We start from the raw sequence: 16,967 nt of genomic DNA, 5'->3' as shown, positions 1-16,967 counted from the left end.
TAGGCCGGGCCAGTCCCGGCCTTTTTCATGTCTGCGAACCGGTCCGCGGCGTGGCGAGGACATGGCTTGCGGCCGCGATGGCGAGTGCCGTGACAATCAGGCTTGCCGCCACGGCGAAGGTGACCCGCATGCCCGATGCAACGGCTTCGGGAGGCGCGGTTGCGATGTCGGTGGTCGCCGATGCGAGCGCGAACACCGCGCCCATGACGGATGCGCCGGTGATGAGGCCGAGATTGCGCGACAGGCTGAGCATGCCGGAAACGACGCCGCGCCGGTCCGGCCTGACATCCATCATGACGGCAGTGTTATTGGCCGCCTGGAACATCTGATAGCCGGGGGTCAGGACGATGATAGCGGCAATGTAGCCTGCAATCCCGAACGATGCCGGAATGACGGACAGGGCGAACGAACCAGCCGCCATCAGCATAAGCCCGGCTCCGACCATCGCCGGTGCGCCCAGACGGTCGACGATGCGGCCCGCCGCGACACCGCTCAGAGCGGAGATGACCGGGCCAATCGACATGGTCAGCCCAACGAGAGCCTCGCTGAGCCCGAGCGCGCGGGAGAGGTAGAATGGCACGACCACCAGCGTTGCCATCATCACCGTCGAAACCAGCGCGTTCATGGCGAGGCTCGCACTCAGCACCGGATCGCGGAACATCGCCAGTCGGACGAGCGGTGATGGTATCTTTGCCTCGGCGAACACGAAGAGGCCGGCCCCGAACAGGGCAGCCAGCGACAGCGCCAGGTTGAGCGGACCGAAACTGCCGCGCCCGACCGTCATGGCGAGCGCGTAGGCGGCGAGCGTCAGGGCAAGCAGCAATGTGCCGATGGCGTCGAAGCCGGCCCGGTCGGCCTTCGGCTCGACGCGATCGACCGGCAAATGGCGATGCGCGAGGTAAAAAGTCAGCATGCCCAGCGGCACCGCGACGAGAAAGATTGCCCGCCAGCCGAAGCCGGCGATCAGTACGCCGCCCAGCGATGGGCCGAGCGCGGTGCCGACCGCCGACATCGTTCCAAGCAGACCCATGGCGCTGCCGGTCCTTGCTTTCGGAACGGTGTCGCCGACAAAGGCGATGGTCAGGGCCATCATGATGGCCGCCCCCAGGCCCTGCACGGCCCGGGCCGCGACCAGCCACCAGAGCGTGGGTGCCACGCCGCACAGGCCGGAGGCCGCGGTGAACAGGACGATACCGGCCAGCAGCAGCCGGCGGCGGCCGGCGATGTCGCCGAGCCGTCCGACGCTGACGATCATCGTGGTGATCGCCAGGAGATAGGCCAGCACGATCCACTGGACGTCCTGGAAGGAGGCGTTGAACACTAGCGCCAAATTCGGCAATCCGACATTGGCGATGCTGGTGCCGAGCGAGGACAGCAGCATCGACAGCGACAGGCCGGCGAGCACCCATCGGATCGAGGGTGCTCGAACCGCATTGGCGGCTGCCGCCGCATTCCGTCCCGCGATGATTGGCTGTCCTGCAACGATTGGCTTCAACGTGAACTCCGTCTTCTGATGGCTCTCGAACGGAGCTGTCAGAGACGTAGTCTTTTGCGCGATATGGCGGAACACGCACTATTTGCATTCTATTCGTGCATTTGACGCCACATCACGGCCGAACCGTACTATGGTATGTGCATGTCGACACCCGATCTCAACCTGCTCGTCACCCTTGATGTGCTGCTTGTGGAAGGCAGCGTCGCGCGTGCCGCGCGACGGTTGCGGCTTAGCCCCTCGGCAATGAGCCGGGCGCTGGCGCGATTGCGCGAGACGACGGGCGATCCGCTGCTGGTCCGGGCCGGGCGCGGTCTCGTTCCCACCCCTCGGGCGCTCGAACTTCGCGAACGGGTCGGTCAGCTCGTCGAGGATGCGAAAGCGGCCCTGCGTCCGGCGGAGAAGCCCGATCTCAAGCAATTGACCCGAACGTTCACGCTGCGGACCCGCGAAGGCTTTGCGGAAAACTTCGGGCTGGACCTGATGGCTCGCCTCAGGGAGGAAGCGCCCGGCGTGCGGCTGCGCTTTGTGCTGAAGTCGGACAAGGACAGCGCGCCGCTGCGTGAGGGGAGCGTCGATCTGGAGACGGGCGTCGTGGGAGGCGCCACGGGTCCGGAGGTGCGCACGCAGGCATTGTTCAGGGATCGTTTCGTCAGTGTCGTGCGAATGGGGCATGCGTTGAGCCAAGGCGAAATCACACCGGCTCGTTATGCGGACGGCGAGCATATCGGCGTCTCGCGGCGAGGGCTCGACAGGGGACCGGTCGATGATGCCCTGGAACCGTTCGGATTGAAGCGGGACACCGTCATGGTCGTCGGCGGCTTCTCGACCGCGCTGGCCCTGGCCCGGGCGTCGGATCTGATTGCCACTGTTCCCGAGCGATATACCGGCAATCTGCGCGCCGGAATGCATAGTTTTGCCATTCCGGTCGCTATGCTGGAGGTCACGATTTCATTGCTCTGGCACCCGCGGCTCGACGCCGATCCAGTGCATCGCTGGCTGCGCGGCTGCGTAAGGGAGGTTTGCGGCGCGGCTGGCTGAGGGCTTTTGCGCTACTGCTCGGACCGGCCCGCTTGAACGCACAGGCGAATCTCGTATACGAGTATACGAAAATCCAGCTGCCGGCATCCTGTCGGCTCCCCTTTCTTTAGTGCTAGCCCATTGGGAGATATCATGGCGGACAGACTGCGCATTGCCGTGCTCTTTGGCGGGCGCTCCGCCGAGCATCAGGTTTCCGTGCTTTCGGCAACCAATGTGATGCGGACGCTGGAGCCCGCCAGATATGATGCGGTGCCGGTCTTCGTTACCCGCGAGGGGCAATGGCTGCTGAGCAGCTTCGAGGGTGGGGTGCTGGCAAAGCCGGCGGCGGGAACGGAGGTCTGCCTCGTACCGGGCGGGCGTGGCCGCATCCTGGCGATCCCGGCCAGTGGCGCGCCGCACGAACTGGCGAAGATCGATATCGTCTTTCCCGTACTGCACGGCCTGCATGGCGAGGACGGTGCGGTGCAAGGGCTGGCGGAAGTGGCGCGGGTGCCGTTTGCGGGTTGCGGAATCCTCGGTTCGGCCACGGCCCTCGACAAGGAGATAGCCAAGCGCCTGCTGAAAGAGGCGGGATTGCCGACGGCCCGGTCCGTTACCATTTCGCCGGGCAATATACCGACCTTTGCCGCCCTGCAGCGCGACCTGGGGCTGCCGCTCTTCATCAAGCCCGCCCGGCAGGGCTCGTCCGTCGGCGTCAGCAAGGTCGCGACCGAGCGGGATTATGAAGCAGCGCTCGCCGTGGGCCTCAAACACGACAGCAAGCTGTTGGCCGAGGAATTCATCAGCGGCCGCGAGATTGAATGCAGCGTGCTCGAGGACACCAATGGCGGGTTGTTCGTGTCCCGTCCTGGTGAGATCATTCCAGCCGAAAGCCACGGCTTCTACAGCTACGATGCCAAGTACATCGATGAAAACGGCGCCGCACTGAAGGTTCCGGCTGAGCTGCAGCCGGAGATCGAAGGCAAGATCCGCGAGATTGCCGCCAAGGCCTTTCGCGCCGTCGGCTGCGACGGCATGGCCCGTGTCGATTTCTTCCTGACGGCGGACATGCGCACCCTCGTGAACGAGCTCAACACCATTCCCGGCTTCACCGATATCAGCATGTATGCCAAGGCCATGGCGGCGAGCGGGGTCAGCTACGGCGAGGTCATCGACCGGCTCGTGGCGCACGGCCTGGCACGTGCCGGCGCCAATGTGCCGGCTGCAACTTGAGACTTGTCCTTGCGAACAAGAACGCCTGGCCCGCCCGGCCTTCTCAACCGGATTGCAATCCCGTCTCGGCCAGCACGAAGCGCAGCCGCTTTTCGACCGGCGCCCGGGGTAGCGGCACCAGCTCATAGCCCAATTCGGTATAGACACCGGCCAGGGCATGATAGGTGCGTTCAGCCTCGTCGAGGGTCTGCTTGCGTTCGCTGTCCTGTCCGAAGATCTCCGGCCAGGGCGGGGCGATGAAGACGCGGCCGGCATAGCGGAAGCGCTCGGCGGCATTCCTGACATGGTCTGGCGCCGGCAGACCGGTCAGCCTGAGATAGCCAAGCGTGTCCGGCACGCCGCGGTCGAAGAAGACCGGCCCCTTCTGCTCCAGGGCAGCTTGGTAGGAGCGCAACTCCCATGACAGCATCAGTTCGGCGAACAGCGCCGGATCGTTCCAGGGCAGGGCGGGCCCGCCGATGGCCATCTGGTCGCGAATGATGCCGCGCCCGGCCTCGGGCAAGGTGGCAAAGTCCGCTTTTCGCAAGGCTTCGATCAATGTGGTCTTGCCGGAGCCCGGCCCGCCGGTCAGCACGAAGAATCGATCGGAATCGTTTTGCATTCTTTTGGCCATCTATTGGGATGTGGCAGCCGTGCTGCTGGCAGACGGCTTTGCGATGGGCACTTGGTGCGCAACGCAAGGAATCGACCGGCAAGCCTGCCGCCGCGATAAGATTGAAGGGGAGAGAAGTGGAGGTTTCTGTTGCCAGGTACCTCCGAACCCCGCCTAGAAGTGCGAACCCCTAGGGCTTGATTTGAAGCGTTCGCACTGCATTAAGCAGCGAGACGAGCTTCCGCATAGTTGTCGTTGGCAACTATAAGTTTAGCCCGATGACGGTGGTACAATGCCGGGCAAAAGTACGATCTTTACACCTTCGTCGATCCTATTTCGCCCCCAGCAAAAGCCGCTCCTCATGAAGAGCGGTTTTTGGTGGAGGCGCCGGGTACCGCCCCCGGGTCCGAACGGCTTATTTCATCGCCCATTTATCGCCATAGTCGGTCAAGCCGACAAAACGAATATAGGGGGCCATCGCAAGAAATGAAAGGCCGGAAAGCCGTTTCATATCCGTCTCAAAGTGGATTGCGGAGGGTTGACTTGCGCGCGCACTCAACCGAAGCTTTGCCGCGGTGAGGAGTAATCGACCTAGCGCAGAGTTCGCGGCAGCGCGCTACAGCCCTCATCGACTGGATCCCGTAGCGCCGACGAGGGGAATTTTGATGTCCGATTATCTTGCAGACGTGAAGAAATACGACGCCGCGGCAAGTGCCGATGCGGTCGAAAAGATCGTGAAGCATCTGGGCATTGCGCTCAGGAACCGCGATTCCTCGCTGGTGTCCTGCACGGATCCCAAGGAACTCGAGCGCGTCCGGAACAACTGGGCTGCCAAGAAGCTTGGCGTCACCGACGCTGGCAAGGCGGATGCCGCCATCGAAAAGACCTGCAAGGCAATGGCGGCCGACAACACCAAGAGCCGCGTGACCTTCTACTACCTCGTCGCCAAGGATCTGGGCAAGCTCGGCTCTCTCTGACCTGCATCGAAGCGGAAGCTGGCGCGATTTGCCGCGCCAGCTCGTAATGCTATTGGCGAATGTACTGCCGAAACCCTGCGCTTTGATATGTTCGGCCGACAGCCAGTCGGCTATTATGGGTGACAACCCGAATCGAGCCGAAGCCAATGCGCCAATATCTCGACCTCTTGAATCATGTGCTGGAAAACGGTGCCGACCGCGGCGACCGCACCGGCACCGGGACACGCTCGGTGTTCGGCTATCAGATGCGCTTCGACCTGGCGCGCGGCTTTCCGGTCACCACCACCAAGAAGCTGCATCTGAAGTCGATCATTTACGAACTCTTGTGGTTCCTGGCCGGCGACACCAACATTAAGTATCTCAAAGACCACGGCGTCTCCATCTGGGACGAATGGGCCGACGAGAATGGCGATCTCGGCCCGGTCTATGGCAAGCAATGGCGCTCCTGGCCGGACGGCCATGGCGGCGCCATCGACCAGATTGCGAATCTTTTGAAAGAGATACGCAAGAATCCTAATTCCCGCCGGCTGATCGTTTCTGCATGGAACCCGGCCGAAGTCGAGGCCATGGCGCTGCCGCCCTGCCACTGCCTGTTCCAGTTCTATGTCTCGGAAGGCAGGCTCTCCTGCCAGCTCTACCAGCGTTCCGCCGACATCTTTCTCGGTATTCCCTTCAACATCGCCTCCTATGCGTTGCTGACGCTGATGGTGGCGCAGGTGACCGGGCTGAAGCCCGGCGATTTCGTTCACACGCTGGGCGACGCGCATCTTTACTCGAACCATTTCGAGCAGGCGCGCGAACAGTTGCGGCGCACGCCCAGGGCGCTGCCGACCATGTGGATCAACCCGGACGTGAAGGATCTCTTTGCCTTCCGTTTCGAGGATTTCCGGCTCGAGAACTATTTCGCCGACGCGACGATCAAGGCGCCGATCGCCGTGTGACGCTGGAGAGGGCTACACTCCAAGCCATTGCCAACGCCAAATTGCGTGACGCCGCCCCCTGTTTCAGAGATTATCTTTTCGGTAACGCAGCATAGCTGCACCCGGGGAGGAAATCATGGAGGCCAGCGTAAGGAAGCTCTTCGAGCGATACGAAAGGTCTTTCAAAAAGTCCCTCGGCGGCGACATGGACATGGATGAGGTCGCGTCGCTATATGCTTCGGACTTCATAGCGGCCTCGCCTGCGGGGGTGATGACTGGAAAGAACGACGATCAACTCAAGCAAGTCATGGCGCAAGGTTATGCGCACTATCGGGCGATAGGGACGAAGGAGATGCGGATACGCAATGTCCGTATCTCCCCCGTAGATGAACATCATTGCGTCGCCCATGTTGCCTGGACGGCAACCTATGTCCGCAAGGATCGATCGGATGTCGTAATAGATTTCGATGTTCACTACTTCGTCCAGGAGTTGGACGGGGAGCCGAAGGTTTTCGGCTGGGTATCAGGCGATGAGCAAGCGCTTTTAAGGAAGTACGGCATTACCTGAGGTCTGCTCGTCCTAAGCGGTGCCGACCATCACGTCCGATGCCTCGACTACGGCATAGGCCTGCTTGCCCTTTTTCGGGCTTGAGATCGGCGGCCGTCTCGTTACAGCGCCGCGCGTCCTTTCGGACGCGCAAAGGACGCTGCAAATTTCATGCGACGTCTCCTTCGACCTGGTCTCGCTGTATCCAATCCAATTCATCGCAGGCCGCGACGGCACCAAGATACAATGGCTGCGCTGAGCCAAAAGCCTTCCCTTGTTATGTTCATCCAGATATATCGGTGGCAGGCTTCGAGCCGAGCGGATTTCAAAACCTGGGAGAGTTTTTCATGGTAGCGCGCAAAGGTCTTGGATTGAGGGCGATTGCGATCGCTGGTTTTGCAGCGGCGCTGACGGCTGTAATGCCGGCGGCGCATGCCGAGGACAAGGTGGTGGTGTTCGCCGCGGCCAGCCTCAAGGATGGGCTCGATGCCGTCAACAAGGCCTGCGAGGCCGATGTCGGCGAAGCGGCGACCATTTCCTATGCGGCGAGTTCGGCGCTGGCCAGGCAGATCGAGGGCGGCGCGCCGGCCGATATCTTCATCTCGGCCGATCTCGACTGGATGAAATATCTCTCCGACCAGAAGCTGACCAAGCCGGACACCGAGGTGAAGCTGCTCGGCAATGAGATCGTGCTGGTGGCGCCGAAGGATTCCACTGTCGAAACCAAGATCGAGAAGGGTTTTGATCTGGCCAAGCTCATCGGCGACGGCAAGCTCGCCATGGGCGATTTCAAGGCGGTGCCGGCCGGAAAATACGGCAAGGCCGCACTTGAATCGCTTGGGATCTGGTCTTCGGTCGAGAGCAAGGTGGCGCAGGCCGAGAATGTGCGCGCGGCGCTAAAGCTGGTCTCGACCGGCGAAGCGCCCCTCGGCATCGTCTATGCCACCGACGCCCATGCCGAAAAGGGCGTCAAGGTGATCGGCACCTTCCCGGAGGATTCGCACCCGCCCATCATCTACCCCGTTGCCCAGACAGCCGACTCGAAGGACAAGGATACACCGGCCTTCCTGAAATGCCTGCAGTCCGCCACGGCCGGCGCGCTCTTCAAAGAGCAGGGTTTCACCGTCCTGACGCCGAGCAACTGAGGCACGAAACCGAAGCATGAACTGGCTGCTGGATCTCACTGCCGACGAATGGAATGCGGTCCGGCTGTCGATCAAGGTGGCGACCGTGGCGATGCTTTTCAGCCTGCCACCGGGCATATTGATCGCGCTCGTTCTTGCCCGTGGAAAATTCTGGGGCAAGACGCTGCTCAACGGGCTGGTGCATCTGCCGCTGATCCTGCCGCCGGTGGTGACCGGCTATTTGCTGCTTCTGACGTTCGGCAGGCGCGGGCCGGCCGGCGCGTTCCTCGCCGAGCATTTCGGCATCGTCTTTTCGTTTCGCTGGACGGGCGCGGCTCTGGCTTGCGGTATCATGGGCTTTCCCCTGATGGTGCGAGCGATCCGGCTGTCGATCGAGGCGGTCGACCGCAGAATCGAAGCGGCGGCCGGGACGCTTGGCGCCAATCCGCTGCTCGTGTTCGCCACCATCACGCTGCCGCTGATCCTGCCCGGCCTGATTGCCGGTGCAATCCTGTCCTTCGCCAAGGCGATGGGCGAGTTCGGCGCGACGATCACCTTCGTTTCCAACATCCCAAACGAAACGCAGACGCTGCCCTCGGCGATCTACACTTTTACCCAGGTGCCTGGCGGCGATGAAGGCGCGCTCAGGCTGACGCTGATCTCGATCGTCATTTCGATGGCGGCCCTTGTCGCCTCGGAAGTGCTGGCGCGGCGCGTCGGCCGACGGATTGACATCGAATGAGCGTTGTTGTCGACATCAGCCATCGGCTTGGCGATTTCGGGATCGATGCCCGTTTCGAGAGCGCAGGGCATTTGACCGCACTGTTCGGTCCCTCGGGCTCCGGCAAGACGACATTGATCAACCTGATTGCCGGACTGATCCGCCCCGACAAGGGGCGGATCGCGATCGACGGCCGCGTGCTGGTCGATACGGCGTCGGGCATCTTCGTGCCGAAGCACAGACGCCGGATCGGCATGGTGTTTCAGGATGCGCGGCTGTTCCCGCATATGAGCGTGGCGAGCAATCTTCGTTATGGCCGCTGGTTCACGCCCACGGCGGAACGCTATGCGGATTTCAATGCCGTGGTCGACCTGCTCGGCATCGGTCCGCTGCTGGAGCGGCGGCCGGCAAAGCTTTCCGGCGGCGAGAAGCAGCGCGTGGCGATCGGCCGGGCACTGCTTGCCAGCCCGAAACTGCTGCTGATGGACGAACCGCTGGCCTCGCTTGACGACGCCCGCAAGGCCGAGATCCTGCCCTATATCGAGCGGCTGCGCGACGAGACGAAACTCCCGATCGTCTATGTCAGCCATTCCATCGCCGAAGTGGCGCGGCTGGCGAGCGACGTGGTGGTGCTGGCGCAAGGCAAGGTCGCGGCTGCCGGACCGACCGCGGCGATCATGCAGCGGCTCGATCTGTTGCCGGCGGAAGAGCGCGGCGAGGGCGGCGCCGTGCTGGATACGGCGGTGCTGCGCCATGATAAAACCTTCGGCATGAGCGTGCTCGGCTCGGCGGCAGGAGAGATCCGTGTGCCGCTTCTGGCGATGACGGTCGGGGCGCCGGTTCGCATCCGCATCCGCGCCCGTGACGTCATGATCGCGACCGAACAGCCGACAGGCCTCAGCGCGCTCAACATCCTGCCGGGCACGATCGTCGCGATTGCGCCGGGCGAGGGGCCTGCGGTCGAGGTCGGCATCGACTGCAATGGCGCAACCATACTTGCCCGTATCACCGAGCAGTCGCGGCAGGCGCTGAAGCTGCGGCTCGGCCGAAAGGTGTTCGCGGTGATCAAGACGGTGAGTTTCGACCGGGCGAATACCGGCGCCGGCCTGCCGTCGGAGGCGGATGGGTGACCGGTTCATGATTTTCGCTATATTGCTTTGGAATAGCGATGTCGCCGAGGAGACATCAGTCTGGGTGCGGGCGTGAGTCCGGTGCGGGCGTGACTGGGGAGGAGGAAAAATGCCGTCGCTGAGCTTGCGGATAAATCTCGATCCCGATGGGCGCATCGGGCCGGGCAAGATCGAGCTTCTGGAGCAGATCGCCGCCTTCGGCTCGATCTCGGCCGCGGCGCGCGGCATGGAAATGTCCTACAAGCATGCCTGGGACCTGGTCGAGGACATGAACCGGGTGTTCGGCAAGCCGCTGGTCGCGGCGCAGACGGGCGGCAGGAAGGGCGGTGGCGCGCAGCTGACGGCGGTCGGGCTTGCCGTGGTCAGCCGTTTTCGCGCCATCGAACGGGCGGCCAGTTCGGCGGCGGCGGCGCATATGGAAGCACTGCAGGCGGAGATAGATGCGGGGTGAGAGGAAGGAGTAGGGGAGTAAGGCAGTAGGGATATGAGAATTCGCGACTAATCAGAGTTTTCGTGTGAGATCTTGCCCTATCACCTCTGAAAATATTATTTCCTACTGCCCTACTGCCCTACTGCCCTACATCCGGCTTGCGCAGCAGATAGGTGTCCATGATCCACCCTTTTTTCCGGCGGGCTTCTTCGCGGACGCGCTCGATCTCGTCGCCGACATCGCCGAGACGGCCGGAGATAATGATCTCATCCGGCGTGCCGAGATAAGCGCCCCAATGGATCAGGGTGTTCTTGTCTTCAAGCGTGTTGAAGGCGCATTTGCCGTCCAGCATGACGACGGTGCTGCCGGCATTCTCGGGCAAACCTTCCTCGGTGAGCCGGCGGCCAGTGGTGAGCTGAACCGCATCGCCGATGCGGTTCAGCGCCATTTTGTGGCTGGCGGCGAGCGCCTGGACAGCGGTGATGCCGGGAATGACCTCCAAAGCGAATTCGACATTGCCCCTGAGACGCACGCGCTCCAGGATGCGCAGCGCGCTGTCATAGAGCGAGGGATCGCCCCAGATCAGGAAGGCGCCGCAGCCGTCTTGCGAAAGCTCGTCACGGATCAGGCCTTCATAGATCGCGGCGATCGCCTCATGCCAGTCATCGACGGTCGAGCGGTAGGAGGACGTCGGCTCGGCGCGCACCGGCACGTAGAATTCTACGCGGCGTGACTTCGGATTGGTGACGAAGCGGTCGCAGATCTGGCGGCGCAATTCGGCGAGATCGTTCTTTGCCGCGCCCTTGTCGGGAATGAACAGCACGTCGGCCCGATTCAAGCCGTCGATGGCCTGCACGGTCAAATGGTCGGGATTGCCGGCGCCGATGCCGATGACGAGAAGCTTGCGCATGGGCGAACTCCTGCCCGATCGGAGCGTTTGTGTCCAGATAACCATGGCATGAGCGCAGGCGTCTCTGACGAGCGGAAGGGCTTTGAAACGCCAGACCGAACGGCTAGGGTCGGCGACATTCTCGCAGCAAGGGAAGCTTCCATGTTTCGATATGTTGTGACCGCAGCACTGGCGATTTGCGCCGCGCCGGCGCTCGCCAATGATTCGATCGCTGAACTCGGCACCGGTGGCCTGATCCTGTCGCGCAGCGACGCGGTGGCGATGGAGAGCGAGGACCTCTTCATCTCGGCGGACAAGGTGACGGTCGACTATGTCTTCCGCAACAATACCGACAAGGACGTCGATGCTGTCGTTGCCTTTCCGATGCCTGACATCGAAGGTGATCCCTACGAGATGCTGGCGATCCCCGACGACCAGAGCGACAATTTCCTTGGCTTCGGGGTGACGATCGACGGCGTCGCGGCAAAGCCGCAGCTCGAGCAGAAGGTGTTCGCGCTCGGCATCGACATCAGTGCTGACCTGAAGGCGCAAAACGTGCCGTTCTACCCGTTCGGCGATGCCGCCGAGGCGGCGCTGGCAAAGCTGCCGCCGGCGGTCGCCGCGGACTGGGTCAACCGCGGCATCATCATCGAGGATACTTCCGACGACGGTTCGGGCATGAAGACCGTCCATGCGCCGTTCTGGCAGTTGCGCTCGACCTATTGGTGGCGCTCGACCTTTCCCGCCAACAAGGCGGTCCACGTCGCCCACCACTACAAGCCGAGCGTCGGCGGCACGTCCTCACTCAGCTTTTTCCATGACGGCCAGTTCCAGGGCCAATATGGCGCCTACAAGACCCGCTATTGCATGGACGATACGTTCGAGAATGCGGTCCGCAAGGCGGCAAAGGCCGATCCCGACGGCAACCCGAAATATTTCGAAAACCGCATCGCCTATATCCTGACCACCGGCGGCAACTGGGCATCGGGCACAATCGGCAAGTTCAAGCTGACCATCGACAAGGGCGATCCGAAGAACCTGGTCTCGTTCTGCGGCGACAATGTCAGGAAGGTCGGGCCGACCACCTTCGAGATGACGGCCGATGACTTCAACCCCGAGCGCGACATCGACATATTGCTGCTCGAGCCGTCGGACAGCGGGAATGGCGGCTGATGGACGTTGCGATCTATGTCGCCATCGCCGAGAACGGCGTGATCGGACGCGATGGCGGCTTGCCGTGGCGGCTTTCCAGCGATCTCAAGCGGTTCAAGGCCGACACGATGGGCAAACCCATCATCATGGGCCGCAAGACCTATGAAGGCATCGGCCGGCCGCTGCCGGGCAGGCTCAACATCGTCGTCACCCGCGACACGGGATGGCGCGCCGAGGGCGTCGAAATCGCGCATTCGCTCGACGACGCGATCAGGCTGGCGAATGTTCGCGGGCGCTGCATGGCCGGCGTCGACGAAATCTGTGTCATCGGCGGCGGCGAGATCTATGCCCAGGCGCTGCCGCTGGCCGACCGCCTGCATGTCACGCATGTCCTGGCCGCGGTCGACGGCGACGCGCATTTCCCGGCGATCGATCCGGATTTTTGGCACATTGTCCGCTCAGAGGACGTTCCGGCCGGCGAAAAGGATAGCCATGCGACGCGCTATTCGGTTTACGAGCGACGCCATGACGTGCATTGAGAGGCGATAAGGGCCGCGACCGCTGCAAAATCGGACGATGCCGGCAACCGATCGCGTTGAAAGCGTGCCGTCGCATCCCTATAGAAGAACGACATTGGATTTTGCGCCGTAGAACAGGCGCTTGAGGGAATTCCAAGCGAAAGGACATTCATGCCCTGGAATGACAAGAGTGGCGGTGGCGGCGGCCCGTGGGGCGGCGGCGGCAATCAAGGTCCCTGGGGGCAGGGACCGAAGGGGCCAAGCGGCCCGCAGGGCTCGCCTCCCGATCTCGAAGACATCATCCGGCGCGGCCAGGACAGGTTGCGGCGCGCGCTGCCGGGCGGCGGCGGCGCCAGTCCCGCCGTGTTCGCGCTGATCGTGGCAGCGCTTGTCGTGCTGTGGGCGTTCAAGGCGATCTACACGGTGCAGCCCGACGAGGTTGCGGTCGAACTGAGGTTCGGCAAGCCGAAGGCCGAGCTCTCGCAGCCCGGCCTGCACTTCCATTGGTGGCCCATCGAAACGGTCGAGACGGCCAACATCGCCGAGCAGCTCGTCGACATCGGCGGCGGCGGCGCGACTAGTGGCAACACTTCCGGGCTGATGCTTACCGGCGACCAGAATATCGTCAATGTCCAGTTCTCGGTGGCCTATCAAGTCTCTGATCCGAAAGCCTATCTGTTCGACGTGTCCGATCCCGAAGGCATGCTGCAGCAGGTTGCCGAAAGCGCCATGCGCGAAGCGGTCGGCCGCAGGCCGGCGCAGGACATCTTCCGCGACGACCGCCAGGGTATCGCGGCGTCGGTGCGTGAAATCATCCAGACGACACTGGACGGCTACAAGGCCGGCCTGAACGTCAACGCTGTTTCGATCGAGGATGCCGCGCCGCCGCGTGAAGTGGCCGACGCCTTCGACGAGGTGCAGCGCGCCGAACAGGACGAGGACAAGTTCGTCGAGCAGGCCAACCAGTATTCCAACCAGAAGCTCGGCCAGGCGCGCGGCGAGGCCGCACAGGTCCGCGAGGACGCGGCAGCCTACAAGAACCGGGTCGTGCAGGAGGCAGAGGGTGAGGCGCAGCGCTTCATCTCGGTCTATGACGAATACGCCAAGGCGCCCGACGTGACGCGCAAGCGGCTTTATCTGGAAACGATGGAGAAGGTCCTGAAGGATTCTGGCAAGGTCATCGTCGAGCAAGGCAGTGGGCAAGGGGTCGTTCCCTATCTGCCGCTGCCGGCATTGCAGCAGAAAGCGCCGGCGCCGGCCCCCCTGGGCGGCACGACGGGAGGAAACCAGTAATGGCCAACCGTCTCCCCATCATCGCCGTCGTCGCCGCGGTCATCCTGTTCCTGATCTATTCCTCGGTCTTCGTGGTCAATGCGCGCCAGCAGGCGCTGGTGATCAGGTTCGGCGAGATCGTCGACGTCAAGAATCAGCCGGGCATCTACTTCAAGGCGCCATTCGCCTTCTTCGATGCCGACAGCGTGCAGTTGATCGAGAACCGGGTGCTGCGCTTCGATCTCGACAACATCCGCGTCCAGGTTTCGGGCGGCAAGTTCTACGAGGTCGACGCCTTCATCGCTTACCGCATCTCGGATCCGCGCGTGTTCCGCTCCGCGGTGTCGGGCCAGATCGCACTGGCCGAGGCTCGGCTGAGGACGCGCCTCGATGCGGCGCTCCGCCGTGTCTACGGCCTGCGCGACTTCGAGGCGGCGCTCTCGGAAGAGCGGGCCGTGATGATGCGCGAGGTGCGCGATCAGCTCAGGCCCGACGCCACGTCGCTCGGCCTGCAGATCGAGGATGTGCGCATCCGCCGGACGGACCTGACGGCCGAGGTTTCACAGCAGACCTTCGACCGCATGAAGGCCGAACGCCTGGCCGAGGCCGAGCGGCTGAGGGCGCGCGGCAAAGAGGCCGCGCAGCGCATCACCGCCCGCGCCGATCGCGAGGTGGTGGAAATCGTCGCCGAAGCGCGGAAGGAATCGGAAATCCTGCGCGGCGAGGGCGAAGCCCAACGCAGCGCCACCTTCGCGGCGGCCTACCAGCGCGATCCGGCCTTCTTCGATTTCTACCGGTCGATGAATGCCTATGGCACGGCGCTGGACAATACCGGGACGACGATGGTGCTGTCGCCGAATTCGGAGTTCTTCCGCTTCTTCCGCAATCCGGACGGCAAGGACACGCCAACACCGCCGCCCGCACCTGCCGCGCCGGCAACGCAGCCAGGCGCCGGCCAGTAACGGCCGGTGCAGGATTTCCTGGCGGCAATAGGCCTGGTCCTCGTGATCGAGGGCCTGGTCTATGGCGGCTTTCCCGGCCTCGCCAGGAAACTCGCCGGCGAGGTTTTGGCGATGCCGGAGAACGCGCTGCGGATCGCGGGGCTGGCGGCGATCGTCATCGGCGTCGGCATCGTCTGGCTGGTGCGAGGCTGATGACGGCAAACGCTTTCATGGTGCCGGCGTAACGGAGGATTTATCCTCTGCCGATAGTCAAGGCCGCAAACGTGCCGTATTTTTTGCCAACATGGCGTGACGCAGCTTTTTGCCGAAGCGCTTATCTTTTCAGAAAACACCGGGAGACTTCTCGATGACATCCAACACCCTTCTGCGCGCAGCGAGGCGGACGTTCATCGCCGGCACGACGGCACTTATTGTCGGAGCCTTGGCCGTTCCGTCTTTCGTGACGCCTTCGGTAGCCGCGGATGGGCCGCCCTCGGTCGCCGATCTCGCGCAGGGCCTGCTGGGCGCCGTGGTCAATATCTCGACCTCGCAGACGGTCAAGGGCACGGAAGGTCCGGGCGCGGTTCCGATGCCGCAGCTTCCCGAAGGCTCGCCGTTCCAGGATTTCTTCGACGATTTCTTCAAGAACCGTGGCGGCGACAAGGACAACAATGCGCAGAAGGTGCAGTCGCTGGGTTCCGGTTTTGTGGTCGATGCGGAGCAGGGCATCGTGGTCACCAACAACCACGTCATCGCCGATGCCGATGATATCGAGGTGAATTTCTCCGACGGCGTGACGCTGAAGGCGACGCTGGTCGGCACCGACACCAAGACCGACGTCGCGGTGCTCAAGGTCGATCCGAAGGGGCACAAGCTGACGGCGGTCAAGTTCGGCGATTCCAGCAAGATGCGGGTCGGCGACTGGGTGATGGCGATCGGCAATCCGTTCGGCCTCGGCGGCACGGTGACGGTCGGCATCGTCTCGGCCCGCAACCGCGATATCAATTCCGGTCCCTATGACGATTTCATCCAGACCGATGCCGCGATCAATCGCGGCAATTCCGGCGGCCCGCTGTTCAACAGCGTCGGCGAAGTGATCGGCATCAACACGGCGATCATCTCGCCGTCCGGTGGTTCGATCGGTATCGGCTTCTCCATTCCCGCACAGCTCGCCTCTGGCGTCGTCGACCAGCTCCGCCAGTTCGGCGAGACACGGCGCGGCTGGCTCGGCGTGCGCATCCAGCCGGTGACGGACGACATCGCCGAAAGCCTCGGCATGGCGACCGCCAAGGGCGCGCTGGTCGCCGGCGTCATCAAGGGCGGGCCGGTCGACAACGGCACCGTCCTGGCGGGCGACGTCATCATCAAGTTCGACGGCAAGGACATCCATGAAATGCGCGACCTGCCGCGCGTCGTCGCGGAAAGCACGGTCGGCAAGGCGGTCGACGTGATCATCGTGCGCAAGGGTGTCGAGCAGACCGTCAAGGTGACGCTCGGCCGGCTCGAGGACGGCGAAAAGCTGGCCAGCGGTGAAGACGGCAACGCCGACCAGGACAATGGCGAAAAGGCGCCCGCCGTTTCGACGGCTTCCGTGCTCGGCATGACCGTCGGCGAGCTCAACGACGAGACGCGCACGAAGTTCGGCATCGCCGCCGATGTCTCCGGCGTCGTCATCACCGACGTTGCCAAGGATTCGGCCGCGGCCGAACGTGGCATCCAGGCCGGCGAGGTGATCACCGAGATCGCCCAGGAATCGGTTGCCACGCCCAAGGACGTGATGGACCGGATCGGCGCGCTGAAGGAGCAGGGGCGCAAGAATGCGCTCCTGATGCTGGCGTCGAAGAGCGGCGAGCTGCGGTTCGTAACGATCCGAATGGATTGAGTCCGGCGAAGCCTGCAAGCGATTGACTTTGCAAGAAAAAGGGCAGCTAGCGAGCTGCCCTTTTTCTTGCGCTCCAGTCGTCGCGCGAAAGCCTGTAGAACACATGCCGCTTGAGCGCGGGGTGGCT

18 protein-coding genes and 1 other RNA gene are annotated in these 16,967 nt (G+C 63.1%); 15 read left to right on the top strand and 4 right to left on the bottom strand.

The genetic code is table 11. The annotated features are described in order from the left end of the window. Positions 1-25: 25 nt before the first annotated feature. A complete protein-coding gene (locus C9427_RS17770) occupies positions 26-1,468 on the bottom strand; it encodes an MFS transporter (RefSeq protein ID WP_425351659.1) in 1,443 nt (480 codons plus the stop codon). Between the two features lie 168 nt (positions 1,469-1,636). Between C9427_RS17770 and C9427_RS17765 the strand changes: the two genes are divergently transcribed. After that, positions 1,637-2,533, top strand: coding sequence for a LysR family transcriptional regulator (locus C9427_RS17765; protein ID WP_107650511.1), 897 nt, complete (start codon positions 1,637-1,639; stop codon positions 2,531-2,533). 132 nt (positions 2,534-2,665) lie between these two features. Continuing rightward, a complete protein-coding gene (locus C9427_RS17760; RefSeq protein ID WP_107650440.1) occupies positions 2,666-3,745 on the top strand; it encodes a D-alanine--D-alanine ligase family protein in 1,080 nt (359 codons plus the stop codon). 43 nt (positions 3,746-3,788) lie between these two features. Here the strand turns inward: C9427_RS17760 and C9427_RS17755 are convergent, their stop codons facing one another. Together C9427_RS17755 and ssrA are read right to left on the bottom strand one after the other, a co-directional pair. Then, on the bottom strand, positions 3,789-4,346 hold the full coding sequence (locus C9427_RS17755) for an AAA family ATPase (protein ID WP_107650439.1): 558 nt from the start codon (positions 4,344-4,346) through the stop codon (positions 3,789-3,791). A gap of 127 nt (positions 4,347-4,473) precedes the next feature. Beyond that, positions 4,474-4,833, bottom strand: a transfer-messenger RNA (tmRNA) gene (ssrA, locus tag C9427_RS17750). 169 nt (positions 4,834-5,002) lie between these two features. Between ssrA and C9427_RS17745 the strand changes: the two genes are divergently transcribed. The 7 genes from C9427_RS17745 to C9427_RS17715 all read left to right on the top strand — a co-directional run bounded on the left by C9427_RS17745 (position 5,003) and on the right by C9427_RS17715 (position 10,207). Next, positions 5,003-5,314, top strand: a complete 312-nt coding sequence (locus C9427_RS17745) for a DUF2853 family protein (RefSeq protein ID WP_107650438.1) — start codon at positions 5,003-5,005, stop codon at positions 5,312-5,314. 146 nt (positions 5,315-5,460) lie between these two features. Then, the gene (locus C9427_RS17740; protein WP_107650437.1) at positions 5,461-6,255 is read left to right on the top strand and encodes a thymidylate synthase; all 795 of its coding nucleotides are present in this window, start codon (positions 5,461-5,463) and stop codon (positions 6,253-6,255) included. A gap of 115 nt (positions 6,256-6,370) precedes the next feature. After that, positions 6,371-6,802 carry a Cif family virulence factor gene (locus tag C9427_RS17735; RefSeq protein WP_107650436.1) on the top strand — a complete coding sequence of 144 codons (432 nt, stop codon included), beginning with the start codon at positions 6,371-6,373 and terminating at the stop codon, positions 6,800-6,802. A gap of 326 nt (positions 6,803-7,128) precedes the next feature. Next, a complete protein-coding gene (gene modA / locus C9427_RS17730; protein WP_107650435.1) occupies positions 7,129-7,926 on the top strand; it encodes a molybdate ABC transporter substrate-binding protein in 798 nt (265 codons plus the stop codon). A gap of 16 nt (positions 7,927-7,942) precedes the next feature. Further along, the gene (gene modB, locus C9427_RS17725) at positions 7,943-8,647 is read left to right on the top strand and encodes a molybdate ABC transporter permease subunit (RefSeq protein ID WP_107650434.1); all 705 of its coding nucleotides are present in this window, start codon (positions 7,943-7,945) and stop codon (positions 8,645-8,647) included. Further along, entirely contained in the window at positions 8,644-9,756 is a 1,113-nt protein-coding gene (gene modC / locus C9427_RS17720) for a molybdenum ABC transporter ATP-binding protein (protein ID WP_107650433.1), read from the top strand. Before modB ends, modC begins: the two co-directional genes overlap by 4 nt. 109 nt (positions 9,757-9,865) lie before the next feature. Next, positions 9,866-10,207, top strand: coding sequence for a winged helix-turn-helix domain-containing protein (locus tag C9427_RS17715; protein WP_107650432.1), 342 nt, complete (start codon positions 9,866-9,868; stop codon positions 10,205-10,207). 118 nt (positions 10,208-10,325) lie between these two features. Here the strand turns inward: C9427_RS17715 and cobF are convergent, their stop codons facing one another. Next, complete coding sequence (cobF, locus tag C9427_RS17710) at positions 10,326-11,096, bottom strand: precorrin-6A synthase (deacetylating) (protein WP_107650431.1); 771 nt, start codon at positions 11,094-11,096, stop codon at positions 10,326-10,328. 141 nt (positions 11,097-11,237) lie between these two features. Here cobF and C9427_RS17705 point away from each other — a divergent pair, with 141 nt between their 5' ends. From C9427_RS17705 to C9427_RS17680, 6 genes are all read left to right on the top strand, one after another. Next, on the top strand, positions 11,238-12,248 hold the full coding sequence (locus C9427_RS17705) for a DUF4424 domain-containing protein (RefSeq protein WP_107650430.1): 1,011 nt from the start codon (positions 11,238-11,240) through the stop codon (positions 12,246-12,248). Beyond that, positions 12,248-12,766: a dihydrofolate reductase gene (locus C9427_RS17700; protein ID WP_107650429.1), complete on the top strand. Its 519-nt coding sequence runs from the start codon at positions 12,248-12,250 to the stop codon at positions 12,764-12,766. The genes C9427_RS17705 and C9427_RS17700 overlap by 1 nt, the downstream gene beginning before the upstream one ends. A 150-nt stretch (positions 12,767-12,916) precedes the next feature. Beyond that, a complete protein-coding gene (hflK, locus tag C9427_RS17695) occupies positions 12,917-14,038 on the top strand; it encodes an FtsH protease activity modulator HflK (RefSeq protein ID WP_107650428.1) in 1,122 nt (373 codons plus the stop codon). Beyond that, positions 14,038-14,979, top strand: a complete 942-nt coding sequence (hflC, locus tag C9427_RS17690; RefSeq protein WP_107650427.1) for a protease modulator HflC — start codon at positions 14,038-14,040, stop codon at positions 14,977-14,979. The genes hflK and hflC overlap by 1 nt, the downstream gene beginning before the upstream one ends. Positions 14,980-14,985: 6 nt before the next feature. Next, complete coding sequence (locus tag C9427_RS17685) at positions 14,986-15,171, top strand: DUF2065 domain-containing protein (protein WP_097575598.1); 186 nt, start codon at positions 14,986-14,988, stop codon at positions 15,169-15,171. Between the two features lie 154 nt (positions 15,172-15,325). Then, positions 15,326-16,840: a DegQ family serine endoprotease gene (locus C9427_RS17680; RefSeq protein ID WP_107650426.1), complete on the top strand. Its 1,515-nt coding sequence runs from the start codon at positions 15,326-15,328 to the stop codon at positions 16,838-16,840. The last annotated feature ends 127 nt before the right edge of the window (positions 16,841-16,967 follow it).

The sequence above is a fragment of the Mesorhizobium helmanticense genome, assembly GCF_003034915.1.
GTDB classification, from domain to species: Bacteria; Pseudomonadota; Alphaproteobacteria; order Rhizobiales; family Rhizobiaceae; genus Mesorhizobium; species Mesorhizobium helmanticense.
Note: the sequence above shows the minus strand (reverse complement) of the source record. Positions and strands in the feature narration are given on the sequence as shown.

Coding starts and splice junctions, on each gene's coding strand:
- C9427_RS17700 (WP_107650429.1), top strand. CDS start 12,248: ATGGACGTTGCGATCTATGTCGCCATCGCCGAGAACGGCGTGATCGGA.
- modC (WP_107650433.1), top strand. CDS start 8,644: ATGAGCGTTGTTGTCGACATCAGCCATCGGCTTGGCGATTTCGGGATC.
- cobF (WP_107650431.1), bottom strand. CDS start 11,096: ATGCGCAAGCTTCTCGTCATCGGCATCGGCGCCGGCAATCCCGACCAT.
- C9427_RS17735 (WP_107650436.1), top strand. CDS start 6,371: ATGGAGGCCAGCGTAAGGAAGCTCTTCGAGCGATACGAAAGGTCTTTC.
- C9427_RS17765 (WP_107650511.1), top strand. CDS start 1,637: ATGTCGACACCCGATCTCAACCTGCTCGTCACCCTTGATGTGCTGCTT.
- C9427_RS17760 (WP_107650440.1), top strand. CDS start 2,666: ATGGCGGACAGACTGCGCATTGCCGTGCTCTTTGGCGGGCGCTCCGCC.
- C9427_RS17755 (WP_107650439.1), bottom strand. CDS start 4,346: ATGCAAAACGATTCCGATCGATTCTTCGTGCTGACCGGCGGGCCGGGC.
- C9427_RS17715 (WP_107650432.1), top strand. CDS start 9,866: ATGCCGTCGCTGAGCTTGCGGATAAATCTCGATCCCGATGGGCGCATC.
- C9427_RS17745 (WP_107650438.1), top strand. CDS start 5,003: ATGTCCGATTATCTTGCAGACGTGAAGAAATACGACGCCGCGGCAAGT.
- modA (WP_107650435.1), top strand. CDS start 7,129: ATGGTAGCGCGCAAAGGTCTTGGATTGAGGGCGATTGCGATCGCTGGT.
- C9427_RS17740 (WP_107650437.1), top strand. CDS start 5,461: ATGCGCCAATATCTCGACCTCTTGAATCATGTGCTGGAAAACGGTGCC.
- C9427_RS17705 (WP_107650430.1), top strand. CDS start 11,238: ATGTTTCGATATGTTGTGACCGCAGCACTGGCGATTTGCGCCGCGCCG.
- hflK (WP_107650428.1), top strand. CDS start 12,917: ATGCCCTGGAATGACAAGAGTGGCGGTGGCGGCGGCCCGTGGGGCGGC.
- C9427_RS17680 (WP_107650426.1), top strand. CDS start 15,326: ATGACATCCAACACCCTTCTGCGCGCAGCGAGGCGGACGTTCATCGCC.
- hflC (WP_107650427.1), top strand. CDS start 14,038: ATGGCCAACCGTCTCCCCATCATCGCCGTCGTCGCCGCGGTCATCCTG.
- modB (WP_107650434.1), top strand. CDS start 7,943: ATGAACTGGCTGCTGGATCTCACTGCCGACGAATGGAATGCGGTCCGG.